This is a genomic window from Chryseobacterium sp. Leaf394, from assembly GCF_001424105.1.
Taxonomy (GTDB): domain Bacteria; phylum Bacteroidota; class Bacteroidia; order Flavobacteriales; family Weeksellaceae; genus Chryseobacterium.
The window spans coordinates 128065-144038 of the sequence record NZ_LMQH01000004.1 but is presented as its reverse complement, the minus strand read 5'-3'; the positions used below and the strand labels follow the sequence as shown (position 1 = coordinate 144038).

At 35.3% G+C, this 15974-nt stretch carries 16 protein-coding genes; all 16 read right to left on the bottom strand.

Annotated elements, in window-relative coordinates:
• Positions 1-2: 2 nt before the first annotated feature.
• The 16 genes from ASG21_RS01365 to ASG21_RS01290 all read right to left on the bottom strand — a co-directional run bounded on the left by ASG21_RS01365 (position 3) and on the right by ASG21_RS01290 (position 15964).
• Complete coding sequence (locus tag ASG21_RS01365) at positions 3-1259, bottom strand: efflux RND transporter periplasmic adaptor subunit (protein WP_056013321.1); 1257 nt, start codon at positions 1257-1259, stop codon at positions 3-5.
• A 1-nt stretch (position 1260) separates the two neighbouring features.
• Positions 1261-5625, bottom strand: coding sequence for a CusA/CzcA family heavy metal efflux RND transporter (locus tag ASG21_RS01360; protein ID WP_082482327.1), 4365 nt, complete (start codon positions 5623-5625; stop codon positions 1261-1263).
• A 142-nt stretch (positions 5626-5767) separates the two neighbouring features.
• Positions 5768-6094 carry a DUF6660 family protein gene (locus tag ASG21_RS20705; protein WP_082474554.1) on the bottom strand — a complete coding sequence of 109 codons (327 nt, stop codon included), beginning with the start codon at positions 6092-6094 and terminating at the stop codon, positions 5768-5770.
• Between the two features lie 174 nt (positions 6095-6268).
• The gene (arsB, locus tag ASG21_RS01350) at positions 6269-7294 is read right to left on the bottom strand and encodes an ACR3 family arsenite efflux transporter (RefSeq protein ID WP_056013313.1); all 1026 of its coding nucleotides are present in this window, start codon (positions 7292-7294) and stop codon (positions 6269-6271) included.
• 3 nt (positions 7295-7297) lie between these two features.
• On the bottom strand, positions 7298-7675 hold the full coding sequence (gene gcvH, locus ASG21_RS01345; protein ID WP_056013310.1) for a glycine cleavage system protein GcvH: 378 nt from the start codon (positions 7673-7675) through the stop codon (positions 7298-7300).
• An 18-nt stretch (positions 7676-7693) separates the two neighbouring features.
• Positions 7694-8467 (bottom strand): metallophosphoesterase family protein, encoded by a 774-nt coding sequence (locus tag ASG21_RS01340; RefSeq protein ID WP_056013307.1) that lies wholly within the window; start codon positions 8465-8467, stop codon positions 7694-7696.
• A gap of 27 nt (positions 8468-8494) precedes the next feature.
• Entirely contained in the window at positions 8495-8986 is a 492-nt protein-coding gene (locus ASG21_RS01335) for a GNAT family N-acetyltransferase (RefSeq protein ID WP_056075235.1), read from the bottom strand.
• 10 nt (positions 8987-8996) lie between these two features.
• Positions 8997-9470: a DUF6428 family protein gene (locus tag ASG21_RS01330; RefSeq protein ID WP_027377091.1), complete on the bottom strand. Its 474-nt coding sequence runs from the start codon at positions 9468-9470 to the stop codon at positions 8997-8999.
• 55 nt (positions 9471-9525) lie between these two features.
• Positions 9526-9852 carry a metalloregulator ArsR/SmtB family transcription factor gene (locus ASG21_RS01325; RefSeq protein ID WP_002981116.1) on the bottom strand — a complete coding sequence of 109 codons (327 nt, stop codon included), beginning with the start codon at positions 9850-9852 and terminating at the stop codon, positions 9526-9528.
• A 190-nt stretch (positions 9853-10042) separates the two neighbouring features.
• Positions 10043-10654, bottom strand: coding sequence for a hypothetical protein (locus ASG21_RS01320; RefSeq protein ID WP_056013305.1), 612 nt, complete (start codon positions 10652-10654; stop codon positions 10043-10045).
• A gap of 22 nt (positions 10655-10676) precedes the next feature.
• Positions 10677-11825 carry a relaxase/mobilization nuclease domain-containing protein gene (locus tag ASG21_RS01315; RefSeq protein WP_082482326.1) on the bottom strand — a complete coding sequence of 383 codons (1149 nt, stop codon included), beginning with the start codon at positions 11823-11825 and terminating at the stop codon, positions 10677-10679.
• Positions 11818-12267 carry a hypothetical protein gene (locus tag ASG21_RS01310; protein ID WP_056075232.1) on the bottom strand — a complete coding sequence of 150 codons (450 nt, stop codon included), beginning with the start codon at positions 12265-12267 and terminating at the stop codon, positions 11818-11820. Before ASG21_RS01310 ends, ASG21_RS01315 begins: the two co-directional genes overlap by 8 nt.
• Positions 12268-12415: 148 nt before the next feature.
• The gene (locus ASG21_RS01305; protein WP_056074846.1) at positions 12416-13294 is read right to left on the bottom strand and encodes a toprim domain-containing protein; all 879 of its coding nucleotides are present in this window, start codon (positions 13292-13294) and stop codon (positions 12416-12418) included.
• A gap of 265 nt (positions 13295-13559) precedes the next feature.
• Positions 13560-14798 (bottom strand): primase-helicase family protein, encoded by a 1239-nt coding sequence (locus tag ASG21_RS01300; protein WP_056074844.1) that lies wholly within the window; start codon positions 14796-14798, stop codon positions 13560-13562.
• Between the two features lie 74 nt (positions 14799-14872).
• Positions 14873-15151: a helix-turn-helix domain-containing protein gene (locus ASG21_RS01295; protein WP_002976362.1), complete on the bottom strand. Its 279-nt coding sequence runs from the start codon at positions 15149-15151 to the stop codon at positions 14873-14875.
• A 78-nt stretch (positions 15152-15229) separates the two neighbouring features.
• A complete protein-coding gene (locus ASG21_RS01290; protein ID WP_056013291.1) occupies positions 15230-15964 on the bottom strand; it encodes a hypothetical protein in 735 nt (244 codons plus the stop codon).
• Between the last annotated feature and the right edge of the window lie 10 nt (positions 15965-15974).

Sequence of the window (15974 nt, the reverse complement as noted above, 5' to 3'; positions counted from 1 at the left end):
AATTAATGTTCGTGTTCCCCGGAATTACTCAGTTTAGCATTGACAAAAAATGCACCTTTAATAACAACTTCCACATTTGCAGAAATTTCATTAACGGTTGTAATTGCAGTATATCCCATATCGGAAGAACCTTTTACAACTTCTATTTTTTCAAAATTTGTCATTTTTTCTTCTTTCTCAGATATCTTCTTCTCATCTAAATGTTCACCTTCCGCCTCTTCGTGATGTTCTTCAGCTTTTTTGTCTGTTCTGACAAAAATGAAATATTTGCTGTCGGCTTCTATAATGGCTTCGTTTGGAACTGCGGGTGTTGTACTTTTATCCAGGCTGACAATTCCTGTGATATTCATTCCGTCGATCAGTCCGGATTTGTTTCCGGTTACAGAACAGTGAACCGAAATTGTTTTGCTGTCGTTTTCAAAGGATGAACCAATGCTGTAGATTTTTGCATCGTACTCGGTTTCAGGATTATTTGTTAATTTAAAATGGACGATTTGCCCAACTTTCATTTTTGGCAGATCCTTTTCAAAAACCTGCAAATCGAGATGCAGGGAACCGTTATCTATGATTTCTGCAACAGGTGATGAGATGTCAACGTAACTTCCAATTTGTGCAGAAATAGTACTGACCGTTCCACTGATTGGTGATGTGATCACTAAACCGGATCGCAAATTTCCATTATTGACATTGGCGGGATTGATGCCCATAATCTGAAGCTGTCTCTGCACAGAAGATCTTTGTGTTCTCAGGGTTTTCAGTTCAGCATCTGAACTTTGAAGGTTCTTCTTTGCGCCGGCATCATTATCAAATAATTCCTTCTGTCTCCTGTATTCCTGTTCTGCAAATGCAATCCTACTTTTCACAGTCAGGTATTGCTCTTGCAACTGAATGTATTCCGGATTTGAAATGGAGGCAATTACCTGTCCTTTTCTTACAAAATCCCCGATCTGCACATTCAAAGTTTTAATAATCCCACCATACATTGATGTGACGGTCGCTTTATTATTGTTCGGAACTCTAAGTGCTCCATTGGCTTTGATGGTAGAAGTCAGTTCTTTCATCTCGATTTTGCCCAGAGTGATGCCCACCGCTTTCATTTGCTCTCCAGTCAAGCTAGCGATAGTCTGTGGGGCTTCTTCGCCGTGCTCTTCGGCTTGTTCGGTTTTCACTTCGCCCTCCACTTCAGTTGAAGCATCCTTTTTTCCACAGCCTACGAAAAAAACCAAGACAAAGGCGATGTAGATGATATGTTGTTTCATATTATTTATTGATTAAAGAGTTAATGTTGATCACAGACTGATTGACCTGCTGAATTGATTCCAGATATTTGAGCTGAATATTGGTTGCGGTCTGCAATGCAAAAAGGTATTCAACGTAGGAGATTTCTCCTGTTTTATAACCGAGCTGACCAGCTTTCACAATTTTTTCGGCATTTGGCAAAGCCTGACCGACATAATATTCATATTGCAGAATATCCTGTTTGTATTGGTTCAATACGTTTTCAAGTTGGGCGGACAATTGTTTTTGCTGAAGTTTCGCATTGGATTTTGCCATTTGCTTTTGATAATCCAAGGACTGAATTCTTGCTTTGGTTGCTCCAAACGTCAACGGTATTGATATCCCAATGTTGGCAACGTTAAAACGGTTCCCTGCATTGTAATATTTTTCCTGCCCATTCACGGTATGAAAACCAATGATCGATTGATTCGTATAACCCAAACTGAATTCAGGTAAGCCCTGGGATTTTTCTACATTTTTATTTTTCTCGGCAATTTCCATTTCCTGATAGAATGCTTTGACGGTTGGATGATTGGCAATTGTAGTGCTGTCCAATATATATTCAAATTTCAGTGGCTGATAATTTTCACTAAGCGGAATCTCGATTTGATCATCTGTATTTAAAAGCGTTTTCAAATTTTTGTAAGCATTATCAAGATAGATTTTATTCTGATTTAATAATAGATTGATCTCACCTTTCTGCGTTTCCGCTGTACTGATTTCTATCTTCTTGATGTCACCTGCATTAAATCTGACGGTTGCAATCCTGATAAAATCCTGATACAGACTATCGAGTTTCATTAGTTTCTTCTGATTGTAGTGTAAATATTCAATCTGATAAAAATACGTTCTGACCTGTTTTGCAAGCTCATTAACAGTTAGTTCTCTGCTGATCTGTTTCCCTTTGATTTCCTGAGCAATAAGTTCCTTTCTTGCCTTAAACAAAGTCGGGAAAGGAATACTTTGAGAAATGGAAAACGACTGGTCAAACTTCGGACTGTTGTATTGTCCAAGCTGCGCACTAAAATTCATTTTTGGAAGTTCATTGGCTGTAGGTTTTAAGGCTTCAGAAACTTTAATATCCAGATCCTTCGTTTTTACTAAATAATTATTACTCAAAGCCATTTCTGTCGCCTGCTCCACCGATAATGTTTTTATATTTTGAGCATTTAAAGTTTGCCCTACAAGTAAAAATCCTACAACGACAATCGTTGTCAAAGATTTCATTTTAAAATGATTCTTTCTGAATTTTGTATTGAAAATAATGTACAACATTGGCAAAACAAATAACGTCAAGAAAGTCGCAGTGATCAAGCCACCTATAACCACTGTTGCCAACGGTTTCTGAACTTCCGCTCCGGCTCCTGTTGAAATGGCCATCGGAAGAAAACCAAATGAAGCTACGGCTGCGGTCATTAAGACTGGTCGAAGTCTTGTTTTGGTTCCTTCAAAAACACGTTTGAGAATATCGGTTTCGCCATCTTTTTCCAATTGATTGAAGGTTCCGATAAGAACAATCCCATTAAGAACGGCAACGCCAAACAAAGCGATAAAACCAATCCCAGCGCTGATACTAAATGGCATATCTCTTATCAATAATGCGAAAATTCCGCCAATTGCACTCATCGGTATCGCAGTAAAAATTAATGCAGCCTGCTTAAATGAGCGGAATGTGAAGTATAACAAAAAAAATATCAGGAGTAAAGAAACCGGAACCGCAATCATCAGTCTTTTGCTTGCGGCTTGGAGATTTTCAAACTGACCGCCATAAGTAAAGTAATACCCTGAAGGTAATTTTACTTGCTTATCCAACTTAGTTTGAATATCTTTTACTACACTTTCAACATCACGGTCTTTCACATTAAATCCAATCACAATTCTACGTTTCCCTTCATCACGGCTGATCTGAGATGGGCCTAGTTTATAGCTGATATTCGCTACCTGGGAAAGTGGGATCTGGTTTCCGGTACCAGTTGAGATCATCAAATTATTGACGTCATCGATATTGGTTCGGTGAAGACTGTCGAGTCTGACAACCAGGTCAAAACGTCTTTCGTTCTCAAAAACCTGACCAGCAGATTTACCTGCAAAAGCTGTACTTAAAGTATTGTTAACATCCTCAATACTCAACCCATAGTTTGCCATTCTTGTGCGGTCATACTCTACATTGATCTGTGGTAGCCCGCTGATGCGTTCAATTTGTGGAGCAGTAACCCCATCAACAGATTGAATGACTTTACCGACCTGATCTGCGTAAATTGTAAGGGAATCCAAATTTTCACCAAAGATTTTCACCGCCACATCCTGACGGATTCCAGTCATTAGTTCATTAAAGCGCATTTGTATAGGCTGGTTCTTCTCGAAAAATACACCGGGAATCAATTCTAATTTTTCTGAAATTTCATCTGCCAGCTCATCATAAGACTTTTTACTCTTCCACTCATCCTGTGGCTTTAAAACAATGATCAGATCAGTCGCTTCCGGAGGCATTGGGTCAGTGGGAACTTCGGCAGCCCCTGTTTTTCCCACTACCATTTTCACTTCATCAAAACCTTTGATGATTCGGGATGCCTGCATAGACGTTTCAATACTTTGCGACAGTGAACTTCCCTGGGGCAATATGCAGTGAAAAGCAAAATCTCCTTCCTGTAATTGCGGGATGAATTCTCCTCCCATCCTGCTAAAAATAATGAGGCTCAATGCGAATAAAGCAATAGTCACTGAAACAATCACTCCTTTAATTTTTACCGCTTTTTGCAATATTGGCTGGTAGATACCTTGCAGTTTATCCATCAACTTATCAGAGAAACTTGCTTTTGTCGAAATCTTTTTAGATAAGAACAAGGCGCTCATCATAGGAATATAGGTCAACGATAGTATCAAAGCTCCTAAAATTGCAAAGCCAACTGTTTTTGCCATTGGCGTGAACATCTTACCTTCAACACCCACCAAAGTTAGAATAGGAATATAAACGATCAAGATAATAATTTCCCCAAATGCAGCACTGTTTCTGATTTTAGAAGCGGAAAGGAAAACTTCTTCATCCATCTCTGACTGTGTCAGTCTTTGAGTAGATTTTCTAAGACCCAAATGATGGAGTGTAGCCTCCACGATGATCACGGCACCATCAACGATCAATCCAAAATCTATCGCGCCTAAACTCATCAAGTTGGCACTGACTCCGAAAACATTCATCATCCCTAATGCAAAAAGGAGTGATAGTGGGATTGCAGAGGCAACAATCAATCCTGCTCTGAAATTTCCTAAGAATACGACCAGTACAAAAATTACGATGAGTGCACCTTCAATAAGATTTTTCTCAACCGTATTAATTGCTCTTCCAACAAGATCTGTACGGTCCAGGAACGGCTCTATAATCACATCATTTGGGAGTGACTTCTGGATCGTCGGAATTTTATCCTTAATTAAATTGACAACTTCATTACTGTTTGCTCCTTTCAGCATCATAACAATACCACCAACAGCATCTACCTGACCATTATAGGTCATTGCTCCATAGCGAACTGCACTGCCGAGACGGACTTCCGCAACATCTTTGACAAAGATGGGAACACTGCCAGTTTTATTATCAATGGCAATATTTCTAATATCCTCAAGCGAAGTTACGACGCCGATTCCACGAATGAAATAGGCATTTGGTTTTTTATCAATATAAGCCCCTCCTGTATTCTGATTGTTCTTTTCTAAAGCGGTGAAAAGGTCTGTGATGCTGATTCCCATTGCCCTAAGACGGTTGGGATCGACAGCTACTTCATACTGTTTCAGTTCTCCTCCAAAACTATTGACTTCTGCGACACCGGGAGTTCCGTTCAGCTGTCTTCTTACGATCCAATCCTGCATTGTTCGCAGTTCTTTGGAGGAATACTTTTTCTCGCTACCTTTTTTCGGATGGAGAATATACTGGTACACTTCCCCTAAACCAGTGCTGACTGGCGAAAGCTCAGGCGTTCCAACGCCTTTCGGGATTTCTTCGGAAGCTTCCTTCAGTTTTTCAGTTATGAGTTGACGTGCAAAATAGACATCAACATTTTCCTTAAATACAACGGTAATAACCGATAGACCGAATCTTGAAATACTTCGGGTTTCTTCGATATTGGGAATATTGGCAATGCTCTGTTCAATTGGGAACGTTACCAACTGCTCTACTTCCTGTCCCGCCAATGTCGGGCAAACTGTAATGATCTGAACCTGATTATTGGTAATATCAGGAACTGCATCAATGGGCAATCTCGTTGCACTCCACGAGCCCCATATAATCAACAACAAGGTCATTACGCCAATAACAATCTTGTTGTTGATGCTAAATTTTATGATTTTATCTAACACAGAATTTTTAATTTAACTTTTTATAGAAATTGCTGTTGAATAATAGGCAGAACCTGTCCGAATATCAATAATAATAGTACAGCAAACATAATATTGAAGACAATGCATCAATTACAGTGTCTTTCAAAAAATCGGTAAAAAATTAAATTTTGGGAGGTTGCCAAATGTGGTCATAAACCTGATAGGCAATATTATTCTTGTGAAAAAGAATCTTTTTTGAAAAATAGAAGGAAATCTTTGTTGGAATTTCTAATAAAGGTTCAACCTTAAATGCAATAACCGTGATTTGGCAACAGCTACAAAAACAGAAAGGAGAACAGGTATCATCACTTTCGTCAGAATGAGTATCCTCCGCCTGCATCGAAGTTTTGGAAGAATGATTTGATAAAGACTTTGCATTGATATCACTGCAAGGCATTACCAATAATGCGATGAAATAGAATGTCAATATGAGTCTTAAAACTTTCACTTTACAAAAGTATTAAATATAATTTTATTATTGTGTCTTTGGTTGTAACGAAAAATTATCGTAGGACTACATTATGTCAAGGGATAAATGAGATGGATAAACACTTTAGAAAATCATCAAAATGGTAAAAATAACTATTTCTGTATTACGAGCTGTTTACAATTAAGATGAATTCTAATATTTTTGTTTCAGCCACAAACTAACCCTTACCAATAAAATTAAAACAGGTACTTCCACAAGAGGGCCGATGACCCCAACAAATGCTTGTGAAGAATGGATTCCAAAAACTGCTATAGCAACGGCAATCGCTAGTTCAAAATTGTTTCCAGTTGCCGTAAAAGCAATCGATGCGTTTTTATCGTAAGGCACCTTCAATGCCTTACTAATGAAAAAGCTGATGAAGAATGTGAGAACAAAGTAAATTACTAATGGGATAGCAACTTTAACAACGTCCATTGGTAGCTCTAAAATTTTGTCTCCCTTCAAACTGAACATCAATACTATAGTAAACAGCAAAGCATACAAAGTAATAGGTGAAATAGCCGGAATGAATTTTCTATTGAACCACTCTTTTCCTTTCAATTTAATCAAGAAATAGCGGCTCAAAAATCCTGCAATAAATGGGATCCCTAAATAAATGAATACACTCTCGGCAACGTCTTTCATTGGTACAGCAACATTGAAATTACCTAAGCCTAGTTTTTGTGGTAGTACATTAATGAAAAGCCAGACATAAAAACTATAGAACACCAATTGGAAAATACTGTTTAATGCGATTAGCAGTGCTGCGTACTCCCGATTACCTTTTGCCAGATCGTTCCAGACAATGACCATTGCAATACATCTTGCCAGACCAATCAAAATTAGACCAATCATATAGTCCGGCTCATCTCGTAGAAAAATGATAGCTAGAACAAACATTAAAATAGGGCTGATAATCCAATTTAGAAGTAATGATACCGACATTACTTTCTTGTCTTTAAAAGCCATTGGTAAAAGAGTATAATCCACTTTTGCCAACGGTGGATACATCATCAAAATCAATCCTATTGCTAAAGGAATATTAGTTGTTCCGACAGACAAAGAATTTGTGACAGTAGAGATATTAGGATAGAAATATCCCAACCCAACGCCCAAAAGCATTGCTAAAAAAATCCATAAGGTAAGAAAGCGGTCGAGGAATTTTAATTTTGGTTGCATCGTCTAATTATTGAGTTGAGCGTATTGTTCCGCTGTTAATAAATTTTCAGTTTCTCTTAGGTCTTCAATTTCAATTTTCACCATCCAGCCATTATCAAATGGATTAGAATTTACAATCGTTGGCTCTTTTAAAAGTTGCTCATTGGTTTCAATTATTTTCCCTGAAAGAGGCATAAATAGGTCGCTGACGGTTTTAATGGCTTCTACAGAACCAAATACTTCGTCTTGTTTGAAGTTATGATTAACATTCGGCAAGTCAACGTATACGATTTCTCCCAATTCTTTTTGAGCGAATGCTGTAATACCGACAGTTGCAATTTTGTTCTCAATACGAACCCAAGTATGTTCTTTAGAATAATATAAATCTTTTAAAAGTTCCATTTTTTAGATTTTTGAAGATTAATAGCCACGTCTTAGATTTTCTGCATACTCGTTTGGAAGAGGGCTGTCTTCCACTGCCTTTGCTGCCTTTTCAAAGTCATAGTCAAAACGGATAAATTCTACACTGATGCTTTCTTTGTTCAAAATAGAACTGTTTTCATCAACTGTCAACATCACATAACCACCTCTGATATCATTGTCTTTCGGCTTCCCAACCGAACCGATATTTACTGCGTGACGAAAATGATCTTGACCATCAATACCCGAATTTAAAACTCTGTGATATGGTTTGTGTGTATGTCCGAAACACATAATGTCGGCATCGGCCTGTTCCATAATGCGGAGCATACTTTTTTCTTCACGGTCTTCGAAAAGATATTCATTTATTTTTCTCGGACTCCCGTGTACCAAAAGCAGGTTTAGTTTGTCTTCATTCAATTGAAATTCTACTTTTATATGTGCTGGAAGTGTACGCAGGTACGCACGTTCGTCGTCTTTCATCAAAGAATTAGTAAAAGAAATGGAAATGTTTCCGTTGTCCTTCTCAGCGTCTGTTTTGTAGGCGCAACCGCATTCATTGCTCATTCTCCCAATACCAAAATCGTAGTTGCCTGCAATAGTTGGTATTCTTCTTTTACGGATTTCATTGACCACTTCGTTTGGCCAGATATTGTAACCTACTAAATCTCCCAAACAATAAATGCTGTCGGGATTTCTTTTTTCAACATCTGTAAAGAATGCTTCCAATGCAGGAAGATTAGCGTGAATGTCGCTGAATAATGCAATTTTCATTTTTTGTTGATTTTATAATTTTTATTTTTAATCTATTCCAGTAATTTTACTCCTGCATTCCATCAAGACAGTGTCTTTCCAAACCCCATTCTTTCTTCCAATTTTTTCCCTATAGCCGATGATCCTGAAACCACATTTCTCGTGTAATCTTATGCTATTTTGGTTTTCTGCAAATATCCCGGATTGTAAAGTCCATATTTCATTTGACTCACTTTGTTTAATCAATTCATTCAACAACATTTCACCAATCCCTTTCCCTCTTGCAATTGTTGCTACATAAACACTTACTTCAGCTACGCCCGAATAAACACATCTGCTGGAGACAGGAGATAATGCAGCCCAACCAAGCATTTCTTTATTTTCATAAATACTGATCCTGCAAAAATTAAGGTGTCCTTTATCCCAATCTTTCCATATTGGCAAATCATTTTGAAAAGTGGCAATATTGGTTTCTAATCCCTGACCATAGATTTCTACCAGCTCTGGAAAATTTTCTTTGGTAATAGGCTTTATTTCCATAGCAACTGAATTAGCAACATCCGCCACCTGGTGTGCAAGAATTGTTTTGATTTACATTAAGTTCAGATAAGTTTTTCTTTTCTTTTTCTGATGGAATTCCACAAGCGTCCTGTGCTAAACAAGCTGTAGTCTTATTTTTTAGAATAAATGTTTTCCCGTTAAATTCCAGATCATATTTACCGATTGTCTCACTTTGATATTCAACTTCAATATCAAAATCTTCTATTCCTAATTTATCTTCAGAAAGTTTGATAATGTTGAGTAATTTGTTAGGTTTCAAACGATGTTCAAAATCGTCTGCATTCCAAAGCTGAAAATTGACAACCTTCTCTGAACGGATGACACCGCCACAATCAATAAAGTTTTTATTGATCATTCCTACTTCCGTAACGTGAAAATGTTCAGGAACAAAAGCACCATTCTCTAATTGGAATTCAACATTTTCTAATGTTGGCAAAATTTGTTTGACTTCTGATAATTTCATAATTGAATCTTTATAGTTTAAATGCAATATTGCGATATATTTTGATAAAAAAATGCTAACAGCATTTTGATTTGGTAACGGTTTGTACTATTGCGGAAAAATAAGTGTTTAAAATTTCGATAGTCTTTTCGTCTATACAATAGCAGATAGCGTTTCCGGAAATGTTACCTTTTATAATCCCTGCGTTTTTCAATTCTTTCAAATGTTGGGAAACTGTTGGTTGAGCTAATGGTAATTCATTCACGATGTCACCACAAATACACTCATTAACTTTCATCAAATACTCAATAATAGCAATTCTGGCAGGATGCCCCAATGCTTTTGCAATAGTTGCAATTTGATTTTGTTTGTCTGTAAAATGTTCTGTTTTAGTAGCTCCCATAATTCCAAAAATATTATATCGCAATATTACGATATAATATTTACTTCGCAAAATATTTTTTAATAAATTGTCTAAAGAGAAGCTTAGGGATCCAATTCAAAAAGAATTCAAATAGTAGAAAATATATTCACCGAAGGTTTTTACCTTAATTTTCACCTCCAAAGTAATTTTCCAGCTGATTGATAATTCTTTAATGATTTTCCTTACTTGCGTTATATCCATCTTTAAACCTCAGAAAATCTTCCGCTTTTTTAGGATTATTTTTAATCCATAATTGCATTATTTGAGTGTTTTCTCTCAAAATTGTTATCTCATTTTCATCGTAGATTTTTTTTCCTTCATCAGCAATTTCATTTAAAATATCTTGGCGTAGTTCACTTTTAGCTTTGATGCTTTCTTTGTACCAATTGGTTGAGAAATTAATGGAGGCGATCAGTACTAAAACCGCAAAGACAAAAACTCCAATTCCGCTCCAAATAAATTTCTTCTTCCATCGTATATCCTTTCCTAAACCCTCCAAATAATCTTTAGTTTCTTTTGAAAGAACCATTTCTGTCTGGGTAGGAATACTGGCAAGAAATTCAGTTATTTTGGCTTGCATTAATTTGAAAAAGACCACAGTTTCATTATTGAGTGACTGTCCGTCTTCCAAGCAGATCTTTAAATCATTCAATAGAGTCGTATGATCTTCAATGGCAAACTGAAGTTTGATATTTTGTTCAATATTTTCCATATTTGATTTGATCACGTTTTCTAAAAGTTCCATTGCGTTACTTTTAGATTCTTTATTTTCACTATCCATATTTATTGTTTTATATTTTTAATTATCTTCTTAATTTTCGCTTCTTTTTCCAGAGTTCATCTTCGTCCTGAGAAACATAGGTTGGATTAAGGAAGTCGCGTATTAAATCGCCTGCAATATCTATTAAGCTTTCATTTGGGTCTGATTTCAGATGATTACTTGCATCATTATTTACACTATTTTGACTTAATGATTTTACCAGATCATCAAGACCAGGATCTATTGCCGACAGAGAGAATCCGACATTTTTCCGGAAGAAGAATCCGCTTTTCTGTTGATTACTATCAACTTTATTGATCCATATATCTTGAATTTCATTTTTTTGATTGGCTTTAAATTCTCCATTGTATTGCATCTTTACAGAAAATCCTTTTTGTTGTATATTTTCCCGAAATTCCTTTAAGTTGCTAGCGTATTTTTGTACTTCCTTAACCGCAGTTTTAACTTCAAAAAAAGATTTTATTTCAGAGATTTTCAATTGATTTGAAATTTCAGACAATTTGTAACCAGCTATATAAATCCTTTCAGTTTGAAAATTTTTGTCTTTTTCCATCACAATTCGCATTCCCGAAATCCCGTCTTTGACATTTGAAGACAATTGAACTTCGTAACCTTTTTTCTTCATTGATAAGATCAGATCATCAAAATTATCTTCTGCCCTGATAGTTTCGGTCAAGATTTTCAACATCTCGGCTTTTTTTTGCACTCCAATTTCAACATCGGTTAATAATCCTTTCTCTTTACAAACTTCTCTGACAGCTTCACCAAATCTCTTTCCGATATCGTGTGATTTCACGGTGCACTTTCCCGAAATATCAATCCTGTTCACGATAAAATGAATATGCTTATGTTTCGTACTATTGTGAATATCCAGTCGGTACTGATTTTTGTTTGTCACACCAACTTTTGCAAGAGTTTCCATCGCAATCTGTTTTAATTCCTCATCTTTTAATACTCTGCCTATCTCGTCTGGTTGAGAAATATAACCCGTCAATGCCCATTTCTTCACTTTGAGATTTCTTTCAGCTACGGTCTTCATTTCGTTAAATTGACCTTCAGCAGTGTCACTCAAAAGATAATTCGAAGCCACCATTTCTGCTGTTCCTTTATCGTTTGCATTGTATTCCAAAGCAATTTTTGTAATGGTTCTTGTGGTTGCCGAATTATTCATTTTTCTGAGTTTTAGAATATAAATATTGATGAATTAATTGGATCAGATTTTCAATTTTTACTAAAATATCTTTCTTGTTTTCAAAAACATTCCATTCCCGATTTCTTAAAAGATTAGTGATTTTTTTGAAATGATTTCCATATTGAAGCAACACTTCATCAGTTTGGAATTCATTAATTTTAAGTTCCTTTTCGAACAAAACATTCCGAATATAAGTGGACAATTTCAGCGGATGTTTTTCTTGTTTTTTAAGTAGAATTTCATATTCAGCATTGGTCATTCGTATTGAAATAACTTTGTCCAATTTTTTATTTTCTTTGGTTTTTAAACCACCTTTACGACCTAATTCCTGAAAATATTTTTTTCTCTTTTCCTGAGCAATTTTGACTTCATTTTCTTTGGTGGCTTGGTTTATAAATTCTTGTAAAAAGTCTTTTTCCATTGTGTAAATTTTATTGCATTTAAAAAACATTTCTGACGATAGGAAGAAATCAAAAATCCCAATTTTGCAATCAGCGGGTACGCTTATTGTAAACTTTGGGTACTTTTTGCACTAACATACCACCATATTTTACCTGTATTTATTTTACTCACCTTCGTCTTTGCTTCACTTGCCTTTCAGGTGATGGATTTTTGTGAATCATCCAATCATTTAAATCTTTAAAATCTGAATATAAAACCCGACAATCTTCTGCGTTTTTGTTTTCATTTTTAATCATTTCAACGGCACGATTTCCTGCTTCGTCATTATCAAAATAAAGCTCAATATTTTTATAATTTTCAAGTGAATTTTTAATCTTAGAAATCATCGAAACGGAATTCAAAACGAGATAATCGACAGGTTCTTTTTCTAAAAAGTTCTCTACATTTTTAAAGGAAAGAAAATCGAAAAAGCCCTCGAAAATCCGAAGCGATTCTGATCCGTTTTTTATGGTTGAAATATCTTTTTTGCCCAAACAAATTTTCGAATATTTATTGCGGATTTCATAACCGCCAGAATAGTTCTTGAAGCCAATTCCGAAATAGTTTTTATCTTTCATTCGGTAATGAATTTCGTCTAAGAACTGAGTTTGATTTCCAACTTTTCTTTCTCTTAAATATTCCAAAAGTGCAGGATGCTGAACGTTTTTAATTTCAATGATCTCATAGTGTTTAGATAAATTTTCTGCTTTCTGATTTGAAATACTTTGCTGATGAAATGAAGAAAAATTTTGATTTTCTGCCCATACTAAAACTTCATTGACCGAAGCGTTCAGGTATTTCTTCATAAAGTCGGTATTCGTTCCTCCGATCCCTTCTGAAAATAAATACCAATAGTTTAGACTTTTATTGATTTTAAAAGAGGCTTGGGATTCGTTGGCAAAAGGGTTGAGATACCAAGCTTCTTTTTCATTTTGTTTCGTTGGAAGGTGTCCGAGAGAAAGGAGGACTTCTTCCAACGATATGCTGTTGAATTGTTTGCAGTTCATTGTTGTACTTTTTAATGTTTTTAGTAATAAGCGTATGAATTTTGATGGGTAAAGTAGACGGATTTAGTTTTGTCTAATGTTTGATGAATTGATGAGAAAGCCTTTTAAAAAATTGATTAACAATAATTTAAACTCTCATCAAAGTCTCATCACCTCATCAAAGTGGAAATATTCTTCTCATCATCCTCTCATCAAAAATCAAGGTTTAAAAGTTTGATGAGGCTTTTGATGAGAGATAACACATTGATTTTCTTTTTATTATCTATTAATTCATCATTTCATCAAATTTTTGGAGAATAAAATTCCTTTCTATTGTAAAATACCGCCCTGTTTTATTCTGTTGAAAAAAACTTAAGCCATAATCTAGGTCGTATTTGATATAGGCTAATGAATTGTTTTGAGGCTCGAGCTTCCAGATTTCTTTCAGCAGTTTCCGTATATCGTTTACTGTCCAATATTGTTTGCTGAACATTTTACCAAGCATATTGAAAATATCTTGCGGAATACAGTTAATAATCTTGTCTTCGGTACTTTGGAAAAACTCATATAAAAGTTCGATGATCTTAGATTCCAGTTTATTGTTATTTTTCCAAACCAATCTTTGAAGAGCCTTTGTTCTAATCTGTGAATCTGTGAACCACATTCTTGTCTCCTTACGGCTGTGAAAAGGTCTTTGGATTAGGTAACGAAGGAAATAGGGAATCTCCTTGTTTAGATTGTGTAGAAATTCAGTGTTCTCGCTTTTGATTGATCTAATTTTGATAATCCAGAATCGGATCTCATTTTCATCAATCTGGATGAAGTTGTCTTCATTATTGGAACAGAGAATGAATTTTCCAAAAAATTCCACTTCTTCACGATCTTTTCCTTTTGCCTCTTTCTTATCTTTATCAGTCGTGGAAAGATATTTTAAACGTTCTGTAATTTCCTTTTTATCAAAGAATACTTCATCAATAGCAACGATCAACATAGATGTCCAATCCGAATTGAACTGACTGCTAAATGAGTCACCTTTGATATAGGTCATATTAAGTCCAAAAATAGATTTCAGCCATTTGATGAAAGTGGATTTTCCTGTAGACCTTTCTTTGCTTACAAGACAAAGAATAGGGAGTATCTGTGTTGGATATTGCAGTAAGATCTTGATGTAATCCAATCCTAATTCCAACTGTTCTCCAAAAATATGCTCCATAAATCTAAGTGAAAATGGAATCTTTCCTAGTAGGGTTGTTTGCTCCAGTGTCTCTTTAATCGGCTGGTAAGGAATCTCATTGTAAACATTATAGAATCCTTGGATAATTTGTTGGTATTGCAAATGGGATGGTATACAACAGAAACCGTCATACTTAGGAACTTTTGAGACGTATATCTTTCCGTGATCGCTGATAATGGTTTCACGATTCCATCGAGTTAGTATTGAGATCTTATCTCCTGAGATTAATGGTTTCTCAATAGTTTTATAGTAGGTTGTCCCTACTCTTAGATATGGGATTTTTTCGCTCATATTTTAAAGTTTTGATTCCGTACAGGAAATACGGAAGGGTGAATTGGAATGCTTGATAAATAAAAAGTCTCTATCTATCTTCTATACTTAAGCGACTTGACTTCGTTTAAAGCATCCATAAGATCAAAATGGTTGACTCTGTAGAATCTTCCAATTTGTTCCGCCTTAATGTTACCTTTTAAAATATGTGAGCGTACGGTTTGATAATCGAGTTTTAGAATTTCTGAACATTCTTTGATAGAGTATAGTTTCTTTTTCAACTCAATTTCAGGTTCTTTTTTGAGAGAATAGAGTAAGTCTTTCACTTCCCCTAATTCGTCGAGAATGGTTTGGAATGGGTTTGTTGTCTGCATAATCTGTGATATTTATTTGCAGACAAAATTGTATGATTGGAATAACTAATAATGCAATTCTACTCAATTGCGTAAAGTTTAATGCCTGATATTAAACAGCTTAGATATTTCGTGATAGATAGTTTCCTCAAAATCATTAGGTTTCACAGTTATTGCCCGTGAAAATGTTCCTTTGTCAAAATTGGAATTATATTCGTTTTCCATAGCCTCAATAATAGTGGTATCTTGAAAATCCGGATTTATAATATGATTGTCTTTTAAGAATCGGTGGATTCTGATGAAAGAAGATTTCTGATCCACGAGCAGATTGTGATTTTCATCGATGAATTTTTTATCTTTTAAAAAAGCGATGAAAATTTTAGAACTATTTTCACCAATCATAATATCTGATAAATGAATTTCTCTATTTGTTTTGCTTTGTAAAGCAAAATATAGAAAAAGCGTTGTTTCGGCGCCACTTAGAAAATTGCCTTGCAACTTCATTAAATTACTTGAACTTATCAGGCTGTTTGATTCTTTCTTATATTGATCTAAGCAATACTGGATCTTGTCTTCAAAATTATGATTTCGTGATGTATCAATATCTTTAAAATGAAAACTGAAGAAGTTATCTAACTTTTCATATCTAATCAAATACTCATTCCTCAATTTTTCATTGAGTACAACTTTAGAGGATTTTTGCTTGGCTTTTTCAATTCTCCTTTGAAACCGCTCCTGAATCTTTTCTCGTTTTATCAAATGATAAAGCATCATCGGATAGCCGACAAATTCCTCCCAAAAATTCCAACGTCCGTAAAGTTTTTTATGATCCATAATTATAATA

What these genes read in the sequence shown, in the direction of transcription:
- ASG21_RS01365 (WP_056013321.1), bottom strand. Translation starts at nt 1,259, where the DNA reads ATGAAACAACATATCATCTACATCGCCTTTGTCTTGGTTTTTTTCGTA.
- ASG21_RS01295 (WP_002976362.1), bottom strand. Translation starts at nt 15,151, where the DNA reads ATGCAGACAACAAACCCATTCCAAACCATTCTCGACGAATTAGGGGAA.
- ASG21_RS01290 (WP_056013291.1), bottom strand. Translation starts at nt 15,964, where the DNA reads ATGGATCATAAAAAACTTTACGGACGTTGGAATTTTTGGGAGGAATTT.
- gcvH (WP_056013310.1), bottom strand. Translation starts at nt 7,675, where the DNA reads ATGGAACTTTTAAAAGATTTATATTATTCTAAAGAACATACTTGGGTT.
- arsB (WP_056013313.1), bottom strand. Translation starts at nt 7,294, where the DNA reads ATGCAACCAAAATTAAAATTCCTCGACCGCTTTCTTACCTTATGGATT.
- ASG21_RS01320 (WP_056013305.1), bottom strand. Translation starts at nt 10,654, where the DNA reads ATGGATAGTGAAAATAAAGAATCTAAAAGTAACGCAATGGAACTTTTA.
- ASG21_RS01300 (WP_056074844.1), bottom strand. Translation starts at nt 14,798, where the DNA reads ATGAGCGAAAAAATCCCATATCTAAGAGTAGGGACAACCTACTATAAA.
- ASG21_RS01315 (WP_082482326.1), bottom strand. Translation starts at nt 11,825, where the DNA reads ATGAATAATTCGGCAACCACAAGAACCATTACAAAAATTGCTTTGGAA.
- ASG21_RS01340 (WP_056013307.1), bottom strand. Translation starts at nt 8,467, where the DNA reads ATGAAAATTGCATTATTCAGCGACATTCACGCTAATCTTCCTGCATTG.
- ASG21_RS01335 (WP_056075235.1), bottom strand. Translation starts at nt 8,986, where the DNA reads ATGGAAATAAAGCCTATTACCAAAGAAAATTTTCCAGAGCTGGTAGAA.
- ASG21_RS01325 (WP_002981116.1), bottom strand. Translation starts at nt 9,852, where the DNA reads ATGGGAGCTACTAAAACAGAACATTTTACAGACAAACAAAATCAAATT.
- ASG21_RS01330 (WP_027377091.1), bottom strand. Translation starts at nt 9,470, where the DNA reads ATGAAATTATCAGAAGTCAAACAAATTTTGCCAACATTAGAAAATGTT.
- ASG21_RS01305 (WP_056074846.1), bottom strand. Translation starts at nt 13,294, where the DNA reads ATGAACTGCAAACAATTCAACAGCATATCGTTGGAAGAAGTCCTCCTT.
- ASG21_RS01310 (WP_056075232.1), bottom strand. Translation starts at nt 12,267, where the DNA reads ATGGAAAAAGACTTTTTACAAGAATTTATAAACCAAGCCACCAAAGAA.